15 protein-coding genes are annotated in these 18921 nt (G+C 55.3%); 10 read left to right on the top strand and 5 right to left on the bottom strand.

Features of this window, described 5'->3' with window-relative positions; genetic code table 11:
* Positions 1 to 9: 9 nt before the first annotated feature.
* Together aceE and pdhR are read right to left on the bottom strand one after the other, a co-directional pair.
* The gene (gene aceE / locus AB2B48_RS21870; RefSeq protein WP_185668513.1) at positions 10 to 2673 is read right to left on the bottom strand and encodes a pyruvate dehydrogenase (acetyl-transferring), homodimeric type; all 2664 of its coding nucleotides are present in this window, start codon (positions 2671 to 2673) and stop codon (positions 10 to 12) included.
* A 156-nt stretch (positions 2674 to 2829) separates the two neighbouring features.
* Positions 2830 to 3594 carry a pyruvate dehydrogenase complex transcriptional repressor PdhR gene (gene pdhR, locus AB2B48_RS21865; RefSeq protein WP_185668515.1) on the bottom strand — a complete coding sequence of 255 codons (765 nt, stop codon included), beginning with the start codon at positions 3592 to 3594 and terminating at the stop codon, positions 2830 to 2832.
* Positions 3595 to 4131: 537 nt separating this feature from the next.
* Between pdhR and aroP the strand changes: the two genes are divergently transcribed.
* The 6 genes from aroP to AB2B48_RS21835 all read left to right on the top strand — a co-directional run bounded on the left by aroP (position 4132) and on the right by AB2B48_RS21835 (position 11803).
* Positions 4132 to 5502, top strand: a complete 1371-nt coding sequence (gene aroP / locus AB2B48_RS21860; protein ID WP_220440854.1) for an aromatic amino acid transporter AroP — start codon at positions 4132 to 4134, stop codon at positions 5500 to 5502.
* Between the two features lie 102 nt (positions 5503 to 5604).
* A complete protein-coding gene (locus AB2B48_RS21855; protein WP_368300201.1) occupies positions 5605 to 6645 on the top strand; it encodes a LacI family DNA-binding transcriptional regulator in 1041 nt (346 codons plus the stop codon).
* A gap of 141 nt (positions 6646 to 6786) precedes the next feature.
* A complete protein-coding gene (locus tag AB2B48_RS21850) occupies positions 6787 to 7857 on the top strand; it encodes an SIS domain-containing protein (protein ID WP_368300200.1) in 1071 nt (356 codons plus the stop codon).
* Positions 7858 to 7898: 41 nt separating this feature from the next.
* On the top strand, positions 7899 to 9278 hold the full coding sequence (locus tag AB2B48_RS21845; RefSeq protein WP_368300198.1) for a PTS transporter subunit EIIC: 1380 nt from the start codon (positions 7899 to 7901) through the stop codon (positions 9276 to 9278).
* Between the two features lie 159 nt (positions 9279 to 9437).
* Positions 9438 to 10853: a glycoside-pentoside-hexuronide (GPH):cation symporter gene (locus AB2B48_RS21840; protein ID WP_185668616.1), complete on the top strand. Its 1416-nt coding sequence runs from the start codon at positions 9438 to 9440 to the stop codon at positions 10851 to 10853.
* Positions 10853 to 11803 carry a family 43 glycosylhydrolase gene (locus AB2B48_RS21835; protein ID WP_368300196.1) on the top strand — a complete coding sequence of 317 codons (951 nt, stop codon included), beginning with the start codon at positions 10853 to 10855 and terminating at the stop codon, positions 11801 to 11803. The genes AB2B48_RS21840 and AB2B48_RS21835 overlap by 1 nt, the downstream gene beginning before the upstream one ends.
* Positions 11804 to 11885: 82 nt before the next feature.
* Here the strand turns inward: AB2B48_RS21835 and ampE are convergent, their stop codons facing one another.
* Together ampE and ampD are read right to left on the bottom strand one after the other, a co-directional pair.
* Positions 11886 to 12740: a beta-lactamase regulator AmpE gene (gene ampE / locus AB2B48_RS21830; protein WP_185668523.1), complete on the bottom strand. Its 855-nt coding sequence runs from the start codon at positions 12738 to 12740 to the stop codon at positions 11886 to 11888.
* A gap of 9 nt (positions 12741 to 12749) precedes the next feature.
* Positions 12750 to 13298, bottom strand: coding sequence for a 1,6-anhydro-N-acetylmuramyl-L-alanine amidase AmpD (gene ampD, locus AB2B48_RS21825; protein WP_185668525.1), 549 nt, complete (start codon positions 13296 to 13298; stop codon positions 12750 to 12752).
* 223 nt (positions 13299 to 13521) lie between these two features.
* Between ampD and nadC the strand changes: the two genes are divergently transcribed.
* The 4 genes from nadC to hofC all read left to right on the top strand — a co-directional run bounded on the left by nadC (position 13522) and on the right by hofC (position 17627).
* The gene (gene nadC / locus AB2B48_RS21820) at positions 13522 to 14415 is read left to right on the top strand and encodes a carboxylating nicotinate-nucleotide diphosphorylase (RefSeq protein ID WP_185668527.1); all 894 of its coding nucleotides are present in this window, start codon (positions 13522 to 13524) and stop codon (positions 14413 to 14415) included.
* A gap of 178 nt (positions 14416 to 14593) precedes the next feature.
* Entirely contained in the window at positions 14594 to 15031 is a 438-nt protein-coding gene (ppdD, locus tag AB2B48_RS21815) for a prepilin peptidase-dependent pilin (RefSeq protein WP_185668528.1), read from the top strand.
* Positions 15032 to 15046: 15 nt separating this feature from the next.
* Positions 15047 to 16432, top strand: a complete 1386-nt coding sequence (gene gspE / locus AB2B48_RS21810) for a type II secretion system protein GspE (RefSeq protein WP_368300195.1) — start codon at positions 15047 to 15049, stop codon at positions 16430 to 16432.
* The gene (gene hofC, locus AB2B48_RS21805) at positions 16425 to 17627 is read left to right on the top strand and encodes a protein transport protein HofC (RefSeq protein ID WP_368300194.1); all 1203 of its coding nucleotides are present in this window, start codon (positions 16425 to 16427) and stop codon (positions 17625 to 17627) included. Before gspE ends, hofC begins: the two co-directional genes overlap by 8 nt.
* A 31-nt stretch (positions 17628 to 17658) precedes the next feature.
* On the opposite strand, the gene AB2B48_RS21800 is transcribed toward hofC, so the two are convergent.
* Positions 17659 to 18702: a GMP reductase gene (locus AB2B48_RS21800; RefSeq protein ID WP_185668533.1), complete on the bottom strand. Its 1044-nt coding sequence runs from the start codon at positions 18700 to 18702 to the stop codon at positions 17659 to 17661.
* Positions 18703 to 18921 lie beyond the last annotated feature (219 nt).

Below are 18921 nucleotides of genomic sequence, written 5' to 3'. Positions count from 1 at the left end.
TTTTACCTCTTACGCCAGACGCGGGTTAACTTTTTCTGCATCGATATTGAATTTGGTAATTGCTTCCGCAACCACTTTCTTATCGATTTCGCCACGTTTAGCCAGTTCGCCCAGTGCCGCTACTACCACGTAGGAAGCATCAACTTCGAAGTGGTGACGCAGGTTTTCACGGCTGTCAGAGCGGCCAAAGCCGTCGGTACCCAGTACACGGTAATCATCAGCCGGTACATAAGTACGAACCTGCTCAGCAAACAGTTTCATATAGTCGGTGGAGGCTACCGCTGGCGCGTCGTTCATCACCTGAGCGATGTAAGGCACGCGTGGAGTTTCCATTGGGTGCAGCATGTTCCAACGCTCACAATCCTGGCCATCACGTGCCAGTTCGGTGAAGGAAGTTACGCTGTACACGTCGGAGCCAACGCCGTAGTCGTTCGCCAGGATCTGCGCTGCTTCACGTACGTGACGCAGGATAGAACCAGAGCCCAGCAGCTGAACTTTACCTTTGCTACCTTCGATGGTTTCGAGTTTGTAGATACCTTTACGGATACCTTCCTCGGCACCTGCTGGCATAGCCGGCATGTGGTAGTTTTCGTTCAGCGTGGTGATGTAGTAGTAAACGTTCTCTTGTTTCTCACCGTACATGCGCTCCAGACCATCGTGCATGATGACCGCAACTTCGTACGCGTAAGATGGATCGTAAGAGATACAGTTCGGGATAGTCAGAGACTGAATATGGCTGTGACCATCTTCGTGCTGCAGACCTTCGCCGTTCAGCGTCGTACGACCGGAAGTACCCCCTACCAGGAAGCCGCGAGCCTGTTGGTCGCCTGCCTGCCAGCACAGGTCACCGATACGCTGGAAACCGAACATGGAGTAGTAGATGTAGAACGGAATCATCGGCAGGTTGTTGGTGCTGTAAGAGGTCGCAGCAGCCAGCCAGGATGCGCCGGCACCCAGTTCGTTGATACCTTCCTGCAGAATCTGGCCTTTCTCGTCTTCTTTGTAGTATGCAACCTGCTCGCGGTCCTGCGGGGTGTACTGCTGACCGTTCGGGCTGTAGATACCAATCTGACGGAACAGACCTTCCATACCAAAGGTACGCGCTTCATCGGCGATGATCGGCACGAGGCGGTCTTTGATGGATTTGTTCTTCAGCATCACGTTCAGGGCACGTACGAACGCGATAGTGGTAGAGATCTCTTTATTCTGCTCTTCCAGCAGCGGGCCGAAATCTTCCAGGGTCGGCAGCTCCAGCTTCTCATCGAAGTTAGGCTGACGGCTTGGCAGGTAGCCGTGCAGTTTTTCACGCTGGGCGTGCAGATAGGTGTGCTCTTCAGAACCTTCCGGGAAGGTAATGTAAGACAGTTTTTCAACCTGCTCGTCGGTGACAGGAACGTTGAAACGGTCGCGGATATAGCGCACGCCGTCCATGTTCATTTTCTTCACCTGGTGAGCGATGTTTTTACCTTCAGCGGTGTCACCCATGCCGTAACCTTTAATGGTATGGGCGAGGATTACGGTTGCTTTGCCTTTGGTTTCCTGCGCTTTTTTCAGTGCAGCGAAGACTTTCTTCGGATCGTGACCACCACGGTTCAGGGCCCAGATCTGCTCGTCAGTCCAGTCGGCAACCAGCGCTGCGGTTTCTGGATATTTACCGAAGAAGTGCTCACGTACGTAAGCGCCGTCTTTGGATTTGAAGGTCTGGTAGTCGCCGTCAACGGTTTCGTTCATCAGCTGGATCAGTTTACCGCTGGTATCTTTACGCAGCAGCTCATCCCAACGACCGCCCCAGATAACCTTGATAACGTTCCAGCCAGCACCCGCGAAGATACCTTCCAGTTCGTTAATGATCTTGCCATTACCGGTAACCGGGCCATCAAGGCGCTGCAGGTTACAGTTGATAACGAAGACCAGGTTGTCCAGTTTTTCACGGGTCGCGATGGTGATCGCACCTTTAGATTCTGGCTCATCCATCTCGCCGTCGCCCAGGAAGGCATAAACGGTTTGCTTGGAGGTGTCTTTCAGACCACGGTGTTCCAGGTATTTCAGGAATTTAGCCTGATAGATAGCACCGATTGGACCCAGGCCCATAGATACGGTCGGGAACTGCCAGAAGGTTGGCATCAGTTTCGGGTGCGGGTAAGAAGACAGACCTTTACCGTGAACTTCCTGACGGAAGTTGTTCATCTGCTCTTCGGTCAGACGACCTTCCAGGAACGCACGTGCATATACGCCCGGAGAGATGTGACCCTGGAAGTAAACCAGGTCGCCGCCATCCTGCTCGTTGCGCGCACGGAAGAAGTGGTTGAAGCACACTTCGTAGAAGGTCGCTGAAGACTGGAAGGAAGCCATGTGGCCGCCCAGCTCGAGGTCTTTTTTAGACGCACGCAGCACGGTCATGATGGCGTTCCAGCGGATAGCAGAACGAATACGACGCTCCAGCTCCAGATTACCCGGGTATTCCGGTTCATCTTCAACGGCAATAGTGTTGACGTAACCGCTAGCACCTGCACCCGCAGCTACCTGAACGCCGCCTTTGCGGGCTTCAGAAAGCAGTTGGTCGATAAGATACTGAGCGCGCTCAACACCTTCTTCACGGATGACCGATTCGATCGCCTGTTGCCAGTCGCGAGTTTCGATCGGATCCACGTCATTGAGTAAACGTTCTGACATGGGTTATTCCTTATCTATCTAGTACGTTGATTTGTCTGGAACCTGTCCCATTGTGTTTTCGTGGGAAAGCACAATAAGACAGGTTCTGCGTTTAGTTGCCGCGCTCTAATGGCGCATTTTCCACATTTTCCGGTCAAACGACTGCCGGAAAAAATATTAATCCTTTCGCTGCTGGAGACGGCGTAACGAGCGCTCACGGCGGCTCTGTTCACGGCTTCTGTCCAGCAAAATCTCTTCGATGAAGGCCAGGTGGCGGTGCGACGCTTCACGCGCCTGCTCGGGCTCGCCGGCCATAATCGCATCAAAGATGCTTGTACGGTGGTTACTGACCTGCGGGAGCATCTCCCGGCGGGCATACAGCAACTCAAAGTTTTGGCGAACGTTTTGCGCCAGCATAGGCTCCATACACCGTAGCAGATGAAGCAGTACTACGTTGTGGGCGGCTTCGGTGACCGCAATTTGATACTGGACGACGGCGTCAGATTCAGCGTCGAGGTCGCCCGACTGCTGAGCCCGTTCGATGGCCTGATGCAGCTCGCGAATGCGTACGCGATCTTCATCAGTGCTGCGCAGTGCCGCGTAATAAGCCGCGATACCTTCAAGCGCGTGACGGGTCTCAAGCAGATCAAATTGGGATTCAGGGTGATCGGACAGAAGCTCAACCAGCGGGTCGCTGAAGCTCTGCCATAGGCTGCTTTGAACAAAAGTCCCGCCGCCCTGGCGACGAAGCAGGAGCCCTTTGGCTTCGAGGCGCTGGATAGCCTCACGCAGCGAAGGGCGAGAAACGTCGAACTGTTTTGCCAGTTCGCGTTCAGGTGGAAGTTTTTCGCCGGGGCGTAACGTCCCCTCAAGAATCAAAAACTCCAACTGCTGCTCAATCACATCGGATAATTTTGGTTGGCGGATTTTGCTGTAGGCCATTGTTCCCTGTCTCTGCCATTAGCCCGGAGTCAATTGGTCTTACCAATTTCAAGTTCGTAGCGCTAAAGTAACAAAGTATTCACCTTATGTCCATACAGGTTTTGATTGAAATCAGTAAACCCGGCACTTTTTAACAACATTACAGAAATGATGTTTCAGAAATGTAACTTTGCACAAAAAACAGCTTTACCTATAAAGAAGTACAATTAACTAAATAAAAACAATATTACGCAAACTGAACCGTTTCAATTACCAATAAAATGAATATAAATTCATTTTTATGTGATAAATACCCATATAGTGGGCAATGTAATATTTGCACGCTCTCGTGACAGCTGTCGGCTTTTTACCCAGGTCGTCATCATCCCTTCATAAAGCAGGTGCATTCCGGCGCACTTACCACTATTCTGCACATGACGAAAGAGTCTTACCTCTATTTCAGAAAAGCGATTCGTAAACATAACAATACAGAAAACGGAATTTTCTAAGTACATACGCAGACAGCGTGACAATAATAACCACACACGAGGTTTCACAATGGAAGGTCAACAACAAGGCGCACAGCTTAAGCGCGGCCTTAAGAACCGCCATATACAGCTGATCGCTCTGGGCGGCGCTATCGGCACAGGCCTGTTTCTCGGCAGCGCCTCCGTTATCCAGTCTGCCGGTCCGGGTATCATTCTGGGTTACGCTATCGCGGGCTTTATTGCCTTTATGATCATGCGCCAGCTCGGCGAAATGGTGGTTGAAGAGCCGGTTGCAGGCTCCTTTAGCCACTTTGCCTATAAATACTGGGGCAACTTCGCAGGCTTCGCATCGGGCTGGAACTACTGGGTGCTGTACGTACTGGTTGCCATGGCGGAACTGACCGCCGTCGGTAAATACATCCAGTTCTGGTGGCCTGAGATCCCTACCTGGGTATCAGCGGCCGTCTTCTTTATCGCCATTAACGCCATCAACCTGACCAACGTAAAAGTGTTCGGTGAGATGGAGTTCTGGTTTGCGATCATTAAAGTCGTTGCCGTTATCGCCATGATCCTGTTCGGCGCGTGGCTGCTGTTTAGCGGCACCGCTGGCCCGCAGGCTACCGTACGCAACCTGTGGGAACAGGGCGGCTTCCTGCCTCACGGCTGGATGGGGCTGGTGATGATGATGGCAATTATCATGTTCTCCTTCGGCGGCCTTGAGCTGGTAGGTATCACCGCAGCAGAAGCGGATAACCCAGAGCAGAGCATTCCAAAAGCCACCAACCAGGTTATCTACCGTATCCTGATTTTCTATGTGGGCTCGCTGGCGGTACTGCTCTCTCTGATGCCGTGGACCCGCGTCACCGCAGACGTCAGTCCGTTCGTGCTTATCTTCCATGAACTGGGCGACTCGTTCGTGGCGAATGCCCTGAACATCGTGGTCCTGACCGCTGCGCTCTCCGTGTACAACAGCTGCGTCTACTGCAACAGCCGCATGCTCTTTGGCCTGGCGCAGCAGGGCAATGCCCCGAAAGCGCTGCTGAGCGTTGATAGACGCGGCGTGCCAGTGAACACCATTCTGGTTTCCGCCGTGGTTACCGCACTGTGCGTGCTGATCAACTACCTGGCACCAGAATCCGCGTTCGGCCTGCTGATGGCCCTGGTGGTCTCCGCGCTGGTGATTAACTGGGCGATGATTAGCCTGGCACACATGAAATTCCGTAAAGCCAAACAGCAGCAGGGCGTTACCACTCGCTTCCCGGCACTGTTCTACCCGTTAGGGAACTGGATTTGCCTGATCTTCATGGCGGCCGTTCTGGTCATCATGGTGATGACGCCGGGCATGGCTATCTCGGTATGGCTGATTCCGGTGTGGATCGTCATTCTGGGTATTGGCTTTATGTTCAAACAGAAAAGCGCCAAAACCGCGAAAGCACATTAATCCTGTCCACGCTCTGTACCCATTGGGTGCAGAGCGTTCTCCCCTGCGCAAAAGTGATGTACCATTCCAGCGTTACCGTCGACAAAAGGACCTGGGTGGCTAATGAAAAAAAACCTCACGATCAAAGACATTGCCGAGCTGGCAAACGTCTCTATTGCCACCGTGTCCCGCGTGCTCAACAACAACAGTTGGGTATCCGACAAGACCCGCGCCAAAGTGCAGCAGGTCATCGACGAACACCAGTTCAGCCCCAATCTGATGGCGCGCAGCATGATTTCGCGCAAAAGCATGACGCTGGCCGTTGTCGTCTCGGACATCACCAACCCCTACTTCGCCACCCTGGTTGAGCAAATCGAAAAAGCCTGCCTGCAGGCCGGGTACAAAATCATCCTCTTCGATACCCAATCGGCAAACAAACGCTCCAGCTCCTCGCAGGTGATTGCCGAAGATCAGATCTTCAGCACCATCATCGATAGCCAGCTCGACGGCGTGATTATCCTTGGCGGCAACATCGACTATTTGAAAATCCCTGAGAGCTATCTTGAAGGGTTACAGAAGCTTATCGCCTCGCTGCCGGTACTGGTGGTTGGGCGCAAGCTGGCGCGCTACGACTACACCTGCCTCGAACGTGACCAGATCAACTGCGTGCAAATGGTCACCCGTCATCTGCTCGACAAAGGCTATCGCGAGATGGCGTTTATCGGCGGTTCATCCAACGTCTACATGACCGGGCAGCGCGTCAACGCCTTCCTGGGCACGCTCAATGCCGCCGGTATTGCCAGCGACAGCGCGGTGATTATCGAAACCAACTTCTACCCGGAGCATGGCTATGAGGCCGCGCTACGGCTGATTAAATCTGAACGTCCCCTGCCTCAGGCGATTCTGGCAATTAACGATCGCGTCGCCATGGGCGCGATGCGGGCGCTGAAAGATAACGGCCTGTCCGTTCCCGACGACGTGGCCATTGCCAGCTGCGAGTATTTCCCCGGCAGTGAATATTTCATTCCGCGCATTACCACCGTTAACCATAAAAATGACGAGATTGGTCAACAGGTTATCCGCCAGATGATGACCCTGCTGCAGGATATGCTGCCAGAAGCCCACACCATCACGCCGGTGCTGGTCGCCGGTGAATCCGCGTAGTTCCCCGGCTGGCCTGCGGGCCAGCTGAACACTAAATATTCAGATCCGCATCACAAATCAATATACGTAAAATTGACGATACATTTTCTCTCATAATATTTTACTGAAAACGTTTTCAGTTTTCAGTCAAGAGAGGCCGCAATGAAACCCACCATGATGACCTATATCCACGAAGAGCAGGCGACGCTTGCCCATATCCTGGATAACTACCCGCACAACGTTCCGGCCATTACCGATGCTCGCGAGTGGCTGGTGCTGGCAACCGGCTCCAGCGCAAACGCGGCGGTCAGTGCAAAATACTATGTGGAAAGCCTCTCCGCGGTTCGTCTGACCATCGCAGAACCGTTCCACTATCAGCATTTTGAAAAACATAACCCGGCGATTGGCACGGTTGTCGCCGTCTCACAAAGCGGTGAAAGCACCTCAACGCTGCACGCGCTGGAAACGCTGAAACAGCAGTACGCCGTGCAAACCGTCGGCCTGACCAGCAAGCCCCAGAGCGAGCTGGCAAAAACGGCTGACCGCTTTGTCCTGCTTGATATCGGTGAAGAACGCGTGGGCTACGTGACCAAAGGCTACGTGGCCACCATCCTGACGCTGATGCTGCTGGGGCTGCGCCACGCTCGCGCCGTTGACGCTATCGACGACGCGCGTGAGCAGCAGGAGCTGGCGATGCTGCGCGAGGCGGTCAACGCTATCCCATCAATCATTGATGCGACCGAAACGTTCTTTACCCGCTGGCAGCCAGAGCTGACCGCCTCCCCGCGCTTCACCAGCATTGGCTACGGCCCGGCGGTCGGCGTATGCATGGAGATGGCGACCAAATTTACCGAAACGGTGCGCGTCCCTTCTCAGGGAATTGAGATGGAAGTCTTTATGCATGGCCCGTACTTCGAGATTAATCCACAGCACCGCCTGTTCTTCCTCGACGTGCCGAGCGTGGCCCGCGAGCGCCTGGTGCTGCTGCGCCAGTATGAACAGCGTCATACCGACTACGTCTATACCGTCACCCCGCAGGCAAGCGATGACCCGCATACCCTGGCGCTCAACGTTGCGCTGCCGGAAACCGCACTGCCGCTGGTGATGGTGATTCCGTTCCAGATCCTCGCGCATCACATCGCCGAGGCAAAAGGCAATAACCTGCCGCAGCGCATCTTCACCGACTTCGGCGTGGCGGTAAAAAGTAAAACCAAACCAGGCGACTACGCCTGAACAACAGCCTGTACCCTACCTACTGATAAAGGTGCCTCGTTATGGCGACTCAATATTTAGCCGTTGCACAACAGATCCTGACCGCCGTTGGCGGTCAGGAGAATATCGAACACGCAAACCACTGCGCAACTCGCCTGCGTCTGAATCTGAAAGACGACTCGCAGGTCGATGAGAAAAGCCTGTATGAGCTTTCCGAGGTCGTGAAGCTGGTCAATAACGGCAGTCAGTTCCAGATTGTGATTGGTCCTAAGGTGGAGAAGATCTTTGCGGCGTTGAGCGAGCTGATGCCCGGCGCGCAGGGTGCCGCCCCGGTGCATAAGCAGGAGCAAGAGCAGAAGGCGTCCGCGTTTAACCGCCTGCTGAGCACGCTTTCAGCGATTTTTACCCCTTACATCGGCGTCCTGGCAGGCGTTGGGGTGGTAAAAGGTCTGGTCGTGCTGCTGCAAACGCTGGAGCTTATTTCGACCAAATCCTGGCTGTTCGTGGTCTTTAACGCCCTTTCCAGCGGCGTGTTCGTGATGCTACCGCTGTTTATTGCCGTCACCGCATCGGATAAGTTCAAAACCAACCGCTTCACCGCACTGGCGCTGACCGCTGCGATGGTCTTCCCGCTGACCGACGCAACCACGCCGGACCACGTTGAGATCTTCAACCTCGCCTTCCCGCTGAAAATCTACGGCGGTGCGGTGATCCCGGCGATTTTTGCGGTCTGGTTCCTCAGCTATGTCGAGCGCTGGTGTAAAAAGTGGGTGCCAGAAATCGCCGCGCTGGTGTTCGTGCCGTGCCTGTCGTTGATTATCAGTGGCTTCGTGGTCTTCACCGTGATTGGCCCCATTGCTGACTATGTCGGTATTGGTATCGCTAACAGCTACACCTGGCTCTATAACCTGAGTCCGATGCTGTCCGGTGCGCTGCTGGCGGGAATTGGTCAGCTGTTTGTGGTCTTCGGCGTGCACTGGGGGATCATCCCGATTGCCCTGATTAACATGCAGGTTAACGGCTACGATACGGTGATGGCGATGTTTATGTCCGCAGTGATGGGGCAGTTCGGCGCAGCGTTTGGCGCTATCTTTATTGCCCGTAACCTCAAGGACAAGCAGTTGGCTATCTCCGCCTCTATCTCGGCCTTCTTCGGTATCACTGAACCGGCGCTGTACGGCGTGAACCTGAAGTACCGGATGCTGTTTATCTTCGGTTGTATCGGCGCGGCGCTGGGCGGGGCAATCACCGGGCTGCTGGAGGTCAAAACCTACAGCTTCCTGCCGGTGCTCAACGTCTTCGAGCTGGGGCTGTTTAGCGGGCCAGAGTCGAAAGCCATTTATGAAGTGTTTGCGATTATCGTCGCCTTTAGCGTCCCGATGATCCTCACTATCATCTACGGCAAAACCCGCGTGCTGGTTCCAGCCGCCGATCTTCGCTGATTATCCACATGTGGTAGCGGCTGCAAACCGCTACCACGGCCTGTTACCTGCTTCACACTTTCCCCATAGCAGCAATATTATCCATATCAACAACGTTATCCTGCTAAGCGTTCCCCCATTCTGCGGCCAATAATCGTCTCTATACTCCCCATGAGAGACCTGGCGATGAACACAAGTAAACTGTCAGTAAAAGAGAAGATTGGCTATGGTATGGGCGACGCGGGATGCAACATCATCTTCGGCGCTATCATGTTGTTCGTTAACTACTTTTATACCGATATTTTTGGTTTAGCCCCGGCGCTGGTGGGCGTGTTGCTGCTGTCCATTCGCGTGATTGATGCGGTCACCGACCCCATCATGGGCGCCATGGCCGACCGCACTCGCAGTAAATATGGCCGCTTTCGTCCCTGGCTGCTGTGGATAGCCTTCCCCTACGCCCTGTTCAGCGTGCTGATGTTCACTACGCCGGAATGGAGCTATAGCAGCAAAGTTATCTATGCTTTTGTTACCTACTTCCTGCTCTCCATCACCTACACCGCGATCAACATTCCTTACTGCTCTCTGGGAAGCGTTATCACCAACGATCCGAAAGAGCGCGTGGCCTGCCAGTCCTACCGCTTTGTTCTGGTCGGTATTGCCACGCTGCTGCTGTCGCTGACCCTGCTGCCAATGGCTGATTGGTTCGGCGGCGCGGATAAAGCCAAAGGCTACCAGATGGCAATGACCGTGCTGGCGTTTATCGGCATGTGCATGTTCCTGTTCTGCTTTGCCACCGTACGCGAACGTGTACGCCCTGCAGTGCAAACCAACGACGAACTGAAGCAGGATTTAAAAGACGTCTGGAAAAACGACCAGTGGGTACGCATTCTGCTGCTGACGCTGTGTAACGTCTGCCCCGGCTTTATCCGCATGGCGGCGACCATGTATTACGTCACCTGGGTTATGGGGGAAAGCACCCACTTCGCGACTATTTTCATCAGCCTCGGCGTGGTCGGTATGATGATCGGCAGTATGCTGGCGAAAGTATTGACCGACCGCTGGTGCAAACTGCAGGTCTTCTTCTGGACCAACATTGCGCTGGCGATTTTCTCCGTGGCCTTCTATTTCTTCGACCCACACGCCACCACGCTGATTGTGGTGCTCTACTTCCTGTTGAACGTGCTGCACCAGATCCCTTCCCCGCTGCACTGGTCGCTGATGGCTGACGTGGACGACTACGGCGAATGGAAAACCGGTAAACGCATTACCGGCATCAGCTTCTCCGGTAACCTGTTCTTCCTGAAAGTCGGCCTGGCAGTAGCAGGGGCAATGGTGGGTTTCCTGCTCTCCTGGTACGGCTACGACGCGGGTGCCAAAGCGCAAAGCGATACCACTATCAACGGCATTATGCTGCTGTTCACCGTCATTCCGGGCGTAGGCTATCTGATTACCGCGGGCGTCGTCCGCCTGCTGAAAGTAGACCGCAGCCTGATGAAACAGATTCAGGAAGATCTGGAAAAACGCCGCACCAACTACCGTGAGCTGAATGAATACCAGCAAGAGTTGCAATCCACTGAACACGCAAGGAAAGCCTGATGAAGAACTGGCCGAACCCCTTTATTGAACAACGCGCCGACCCGTTTATTCTGCATCACCAGGGGGCGTACTACTTTATCGCCTCGGTGCCAGAGTATGACCGGCTGGAGATCCGTCGCGCCAATAGCCTGGACGGCCTGAGAACCGCAGCGCCGGTTGTGGTCTGGCGTAAACCGGAAAGCGGCCCGATGAGCAATCTCATCTGGGCTCCCGAACTGCATGCTATCGACGGTAAATGGTACATCTACTTTGCGGCGGCCCACACACAGGCGCTGGATGCGCTGGGAATGTTCCAGCATCGTATGTTTGCACTGGAATGTCGCGATGCCGACCCGTTAACCGGCACGTGGGTAGAGAAAGGCCAGGTCAAAACGCCGTTCGATACCTTCTGTCTGGACGCCACCACCTTCCAGCATCAGGGAAAACGGTGGTATCTCTGGGCGCAGAAATCGCCGGATATTGCCGGTAACTCCAACCTGTATCTGGCCGAGCTGGAAAACCCGTGGACGATTAAGGGCGAGCCAGTGCTGCTCAGCAAACCGGAGTTCGACTGGGAGTGTCGAGGTTTTCTGGTCAATGAAGGGCCCGCCGTGGTGACGCACGGTAACCGTCTGTTTATCAGCTACTCCGCCAGCGCCACCGACGAAAACTACTGCATGGGGCTGCTGTGGATTGATAAAGACGCCGATATGACGCAGCCCGCCAACTGGCACAAATCACCGCAGCCGGTGTTTACCACCAGCTATGAAAATCGTCAGTATGGGCCGGGGCATAACAGCTTTACGCAGACCCCTGAGGGCGAAGATGTGCTGGTCTATCACGCGAGGAACTACACGGAAATTGAAGGTGACCCGCTGTATGACCCGAATCGCCATACGCGCCTGAAAACGGTGCGCTGGAAAGAGGATGGCATGCCCGACTTCGGTATTCCACCGGCAGATACGTTGTAAACCTATCCCGCCCGCAGCGACCTGCGGGCGTTTGTTTGTCGCCCGGACGAGACGTTCACGTCGACTCCGAGGAGGCGCTAAACTACACCAACGTTCCGTAAATCGTCAGCAGCGCCATCACTACCACTACCGCGTACGAGGTCTTCTTCGCCATCGATACCGCGGCTTTTGGCGTCGCCACCTTATCCACGTGCGGCTCACGAGCGAGCGAATACTGCGCCAGATGGGTCAGTACCTGATACTGCGAAGAGTGACGGTCGCCCAGTGACGCAAACCACGCCGGAAGCGCTTTCTCACCATGTCCAACCAGCGCGTACACCACGCCGACCAAGCGTACTGGAACCCAATCCACCACGTGTAAAATCGCATCAATACCCGACTGCAGACGATGATGCGGCGTCTGGTAGCGCGCCAGCCAGGACTGCCAGGCGCGTAAAAACGCATACCCCATCAGCGCCACTGGCCCCCACGTACCGCCCACCACGAACCAGAACAGCGGCGCCAGATAGAAGCGGTAGTTAATCCACAGCAGCGCGTTTTGCAGCTCCCGCAGGAATTCGCGCTCATCGCAGCCCGCCGGTACGCCGTGGATCATCGTCAGTTCGCTGGCCATCGCCTCACGCGCATGGGCATCATCGCGGGAAGCCGCTTTAAGATAGGCATGATAATGCATACGCACGCGACCCGCGCCGATGCAAAGCAGGCCCAGTAGGATCCAGAACAGCAGTTCCGGAACGTTAAACAGCAGCCCATCCAGCGCACGCTGGATAATACCCACAATGACCATCGCCACGATGGTCATCACCAGCGTTGCCGCCATGGAATAGTGCTTCACTCGCCGGAACAGCGTCTCGAGGCGGTGATCGAGCTGCCAGTGCTCGCCGAGCTTAAACAGTCGCTCCGCAAACAGAACCAGAAGCGTGGTAAACAGCGTCATGTCATCTCCTTATTCGACGGGGGTGACCAGTGCACGAAAACGGGCCCAATCAAACGCTGGACCGGGGTCAGTTTTACGCACGGGCGCAATATCACAGTGGCCGGTCATATTGTCGGCGATCGCGGGGTACTCGCGAATAAGCAACTGGGTTAACGCCGCCAGCTGCTGGTACTGCTCATCGGTATAGGCCAGCGTATCGGTGCCTTCAAGCTCAATGCCGATAGAAAAATCATTGCAGCGCTCACGGCCATGATAGGAGGAGACTCCGGCATGCCAGGCGCGTTTATCAAAAGGAACGTACTGCACAATTTCGCCATCCCGGCGAATCAGGCAATGGGCAGAAACACGCAAATGGGCGATTTCCGCAAAGAACGGATCGGCATCGGGGTCGATCGTGCCGGTAAACAGCGCATCAATCCACGGACCGCCAAACTGGCCTGGCGGCAGACTAATATTATGCACAACCAACAATGAAGGCGCTTCATCCTCCGGGCGACCATCATGGTGCGGAGACGGCACGTGCCGTACGCCCACCAGCCAGCCCTTATCTAACTGCATTCAGGATCTCCTTGTATACGACCTTTATACTCTAAGTAATTCAAGTTGCAGCAAGGCAGCGACGCAGCGAATCCCCGGGAGCGTACATAAGTACGTGACTGGGGTGAGCGAAGAAAGCTAACGCAGCTGCGGCTTGAAGTACGACGAGTATATATGGTTATGCCAGTCGGTTCAGAGTAGCATGTTTCAAACTTTCGCATCGTTACCAATTTGGAGCTTTATTATGCCGCCTCGCCGTTATAACTCAGACCATCGACGTGACGCGCTACTTGAACGTATCAACCTCGATATCCCCAACGCGGTTGCCCAAGCGCTGCGTGAAGATCTGGGAGGAGAAGTTGATGCCCATAATGATATTACCGCACAACTGCTGCCGGAAAACAGCCACTCACATGCGGTGGTCATTACTCGTGAAGATGGCGTATTTTGCGGCAAACGCTGGGTTGAAGAAGTCTTTATTCAGCTCGCCGGCGATGACGTCACGCTCACCTGGCATGTAGCCGACGGCGACGCGGTGAAAGCCGACCAGCCGCTGTTTGAAATCGATGGCCCTTCCCGTGTGCTGCTGACCGGTGAACGCACCGCGCTGAACTTCGTGCAAACGCTCTCCGGCGTGGCCAGCGAAGTCCGCAAATATGTCGAACTGCTGGAAGGCACCCACACCCAACTGCTGGATACCCGCAAAACGCTGCCGGGCCTGCGCACCGCGCTGAAATATGCCGTGCTGTGCGGCGGCGGTGCGAACCATCGACTGGGGCTTTCCGACGCATTTCTGATTAAAGAGAACCACATTATTGCCTCCGGCTCCGTGCGTCAGGCGGTAGAAAAAGCCTTCTGGCTGCACCCGGACGTTCCGGTGGAAGTCGAAGTAGAAAGCCTGCAGGAGCTGACCGAAGCGCTGAAGGCCGGGGCCGATATCATCATGCTCGATAACTTTAATACCGAGCAGATGCGTGAAGCGGTGAACATCACCCAAGGCCAGGCACAGCTGGAAGTCTCCGGCAACGTCACCTTCGACACCCTCCGTGAATTTGCCGAAACCGGCGTGGACTACATCTCCGTCGGCGCGTTGACCAAGCACGTCCGCGCCCTCGACCTCTCCATGCGTTTCCGCTAAATCGTCACCCGATGCCCTCCTGCGCGAGGGCATTTTTTTCGAACCTGATTCCCCTATCCCCTGCAACGCTGCAACTGCTGTAAAAAATCTGGAAGGCCGTTTCCTGTCTGCGTTTTTGTCCCTCGCGATGCCGGTACCGCTCTGACACAGTGGCACCAGATTCAGCAAGGAGCAGATCATGGACAATCAAAAGGGCTTCACTCTTATCGAACTGATGGTGGTTATCGGCATTATCGCCATTCTCAGCGCCATCGGCATTCCGGCCTATCAGAACTACCTGCGCAAAGCCGCACTCACCGACATGCTACAAACCTTCGTCCCCTATCGTACGGCGGTCGAACTCTGCGCGCTCGATCGCGGCGGCGTGGATAACTGCGATGCGGGCAGTAACGGTATTCCTTCACCGACCACCACGCGCTACGTCTCAGGCATGAGCATTGCCAAAGGCACGGTCACGCTCACCGGGCAAGAGAGTCTGAACGGCTTGAGCGTTACGCTGGTCCCCGGTTGGGATAACGCCAATGGCATTACCGGCTGGCAGCGTACCTGCGCTATCCAGAGCGACAGCGCCTTGCAGCAAGCCTGTGAGGATGTCTTCCGCTTTGACGCACAATAAACCAGGGCTCTCACCATGAAAAACGAACAGCTGTTAACGCTGTGCCAGCGCCATCACGCGGTGCTGCTGAATAACGACGAAGGGGAGTTGAATATTGCCGTCGTCGGCGCGCCGCCAGGGGAACTGCTGGAGGCCTTGCGCTTCGCAACCCAAAAGCGGGTCGATATTGAGTGCTGGGACCAGGAGCGAATGGACAAATACCTGGAGCAAAATGCTCAGAAGGCGACACCAACCGTTCCCGAAGAGAGTGACAACGTGGTAGTCAGACTCGATCGGCTCCTCAAGCAGGCGCTATCGCAGCGGGCATCCGATATCCATTTTGAACCTTCAGAACACTACCTGCGCATCCGGTTGCGGGTAGACGGTGTGCTGCATGCGCTACCCACGGTACCGCTGCCGCTGATGACGCCACTGATTGCCCGCCTCAAGGTGCTCGGCAACCTGGATATTGCTGAACGTCGATTGCCGCAGGATGGTCAATTTACGCTGGATATCGCTGGGAAGCCGCTCTCCTTTCGCATCTCGACGCTGCCCTGCCGCTACGGCGAAAAGGTGGTGCTGCGTTTGCTACATAAGGTCGAACAGGCGTTGGATCTCCAGCGCCTCGGCATGTCATCCACGGCCTTAGAACTATTTCAGGCCGCACTGAGTCAGCCGCAAGGGCTTATCCTGGTGACCGGCCCTACCGGCAGTGGGAAAACGGTCACGCTCTATAGCGCACTGCAAAGCCTGAACCATACTGAGGTGAATATTTGCAGCGTGGAAGACCCGATCGAAATTCCGCTGGATGGTCTTAATCAGACTCAGGTGAGCGTGAAAAGCGGGCTGACCTTTCAAAGCGTCCTACGATCCCTGCTACGTCAGGACCCGGATATTGTGATGGTCGGTGAAATCCGCGACGGTGAAACGGCGGAGATAGCCATCAAAGCGGCGCAAACCGGGCATCTGGTGCTCTCAACGCTGCATACCAACTCAACGGTCGAAACTTTAATCCGCTTAGAACAAATGGGGGTAGCGCGCTGGATGGTGTCATCGGCGCTGGTGATGGTTGTCGCACAGCGTCTGGTGCGCAAGCTGTGCCCGCACTGCCGCCAGAAAACCAGCGGTGAGCACAGGTTCCCACACGCCCTATGGCCACGCCCGCTGCCGCACTGGGCGGCTCCCGGTTGCCGCCACTGCTACGGCGGCTATCAGGGGCGCCTGGCGCTGTTTGAGGTTCTCCCCGTCACCGCGCCCATACGCCAGGGTATTGCCAATGGCGCAACGCCTGCTGAACTCATGAACCACGCCCGGCTGGCGGGTATGAGTACGCTATTTGAAAGCGGCTGCCTGGCTGTCGAACAAGGGCTGACAACGCAGGAAGAGCTATTCCGCGTTCTCGGAATGCCGAAAGATGAGTGAACAGCTATGGTACTGGTGGGGATTAACGGCCGACGGCGACGCACAAAGCGGTACCCTGTGGGCGGCCCATCGGCCGGCGGCACTGTTGGCCTTACAGCGCCAGCACATCACCGTGACAAAACTGAAACGCCGGACGGTCAACGGCGCCTTATGGCGAGCGCAGCATAGCAGCGCGGTTATCAGCCAGCTCGCCACGCTGCTACAGGCCGGTCTCACGCTCTCCGACGGGCTAGCGCTTCTTGCTGAGCAGCCCCCTGCGCCGCAGTGGCGGGCGCTGCTCAGCACGCTTGCCGAACGACTGGCACAGGGCATCTCGCTCTCTGAGGGCCTTCAGCAGTGGCCGCAGGCATTTCCCCCGATCTATCTGTCGATGATTCGCACCGGCGAAATCACCGGTAAATTAGAGCACTGCTGTCTGGCGCTCGCCCATCAGCAGAAGGCCGAACTGCTGTTAAAAGCCAAAGTAAAAAAAGCCCTGCGCTACCCGCTGATTATTCTGTCGCTCGCCGTGCTGGTAGTCATGGCCATGGTCGGGTTTGTGCTACCAGAATTCACCGCCATTTACCGCACCTTTAATACCCCGCTTCCCGCGCTCACCCTCGCGGTGATGGCAACAGCGGCATTCATTGAGCAGTGGTTTGCGTTAATCATTGGGATACTGCTTTTACCGCCAGGAATCAACGCCGCGCTACGCCACCATCCACCCTGGCTGCGCCTCCGCCAGCGGGTGCTCTTGTCACTACCGGTAATGGGAACGCTTATCCATCGCCAGAAGCTTAGCCAGATATTTACCGTGCTGGCGCTGACACAGCGCGCAGGGATCGCATTTTTACAGGGGCTGGAAACCGTTGAAGAGACGCTGAACTGCCCGTGGTGGCGAGACGTCGTGACAACGTTACGCCAGGAGATAGCGCAAGGCAGCGCTATCTGGCAGGCGATGGAAAACAGCCGCGCCTTTACGCCCTTATGCTTACAGTTGGTGAGAATCGGCGAGACGTCTGGTGCGCTGGATGACATGCTGGAGAACCTTGCCCGTCATCATCATGAACACACGCAAAATTTAGCCGAGAATTTAACCGCACTGCTAGAGCCTGCGCTATTGATTGTAACCGGGGTAATTATCGGGACGCTGGTGGTGGCCATGTATCTGCCGATTTTTCATCTGGGCGATGCCATCAGTGGCGGAATGGGATAACGCTGGCGCAGGGTGCGCCAGCGTGAGCGAATTACAGGCTGTTGAACACGCGGTTCTCTTGTTCCTGTACGCGGATAAAGGTGGTGCGTTTGGTCAGCTCTTTTAAGCGCGATGCCCCAACGTAGGTACAGGCAGAACGCAGGCCGCCCAGGATGTCACGCGCGGTGTTATCAACCGGGCCACGCAGCGGCAGCTTAACGGTTTTGCCTTCGGCCGCGCGGTACTGCGCAACGCCACCAACGTGACGCTTCATCGCTGACTCAGAGCTCATGCCGTAGAAAAGCATGAATTTTTCGCCGTTTTCTTCCACTACGGTACCGCCGCTCTCATCGTGACCGGCCAGCATACCGCCAAGCATCACGAAGTCTGCGCCGCCGCCGAATGCCTTAGCCACATCGCCCGGCATGGTGCAACCGCCATCGCTGACGATTTGGCCACCAAGGCCGTGTGCCGCATCGGCACATTCGATAACCGCAGACAGCTGCGGATAGCCCACGCCGGTTTTCACGCGGGTGGTGCACACGGAACCAGGGCCAATACCCACTTTCACGATATCAGCGCCGGACAGAATCAGCTCTTCGCACATTTCACCCGTCACCACGTTGCCTGCGCAGATGGTTTTGGTCGGCCAGGCTGCACGTGCTTTTGCCACGAACTGAACGAAGTGCTCGGAGTAACCGTTCGCCACGTCAATGCAGACGAAATTCAGCGACGGGTGCAGTTTCAGGATCTGCTGCGTTTTTTCGAAATCAGCATCGGAGGTGCCGGTCGATACCATCACGTGACGCAGGACGTCTTCAGACTCAGCCTGAACAAACGCGCTCCACTGTTCAACGGTGTAGTGCTTGTGTACGGCGGTGAGGATATCGAAAGAGGCCAGTGCTTTTGCCATCCCGAAGGTACCCACGGAGTCCATATTCGCAGCAATGATCGGCACGCCAGACCAGCGTTGTCCTGAATGTTTAAAGGTGAATTCGCGTTCCAGTTCAACATCGGAACGGCTTTTAAGAGTAGAGCGTTTAGGGCGGATAAGAACGTCTTTGAAACCTAATTTCAGATCTTCTTCGATACGCATGTGCGAATTCCTGGGGTTAATGGCAATTAAATTGAGAGCACAACTCCAGTAATGCAATCATACGCACTAATCAGGGCTTCGCAAGACTGCGAATTTCACTTTTTTTACGCTACAATCCCATAAATTTACCTGGCGATTAGTGCCGTGTATCGTTGATCCACTCACTTGGTCCGTCAGTTTTTTAACCAAATGATTTTAATACTAAAAATCCAGGGCTAA

The organism is Kluyvera sichuanensis (assembly GCF_040930405.1).
In the GTDB taxonomy this organism is placed as follows: Bacteria; Pseudomonadota; Gammaproteobacteria; order Enterobacterales; family Enterobacteriaceae; genus Kluyvera; species Kluyvera sichuanensis.
Note: the sequence above shows the minus strand (reverse complement) of the source record. Positions and strands in the feature narration are given on the sequence as shown.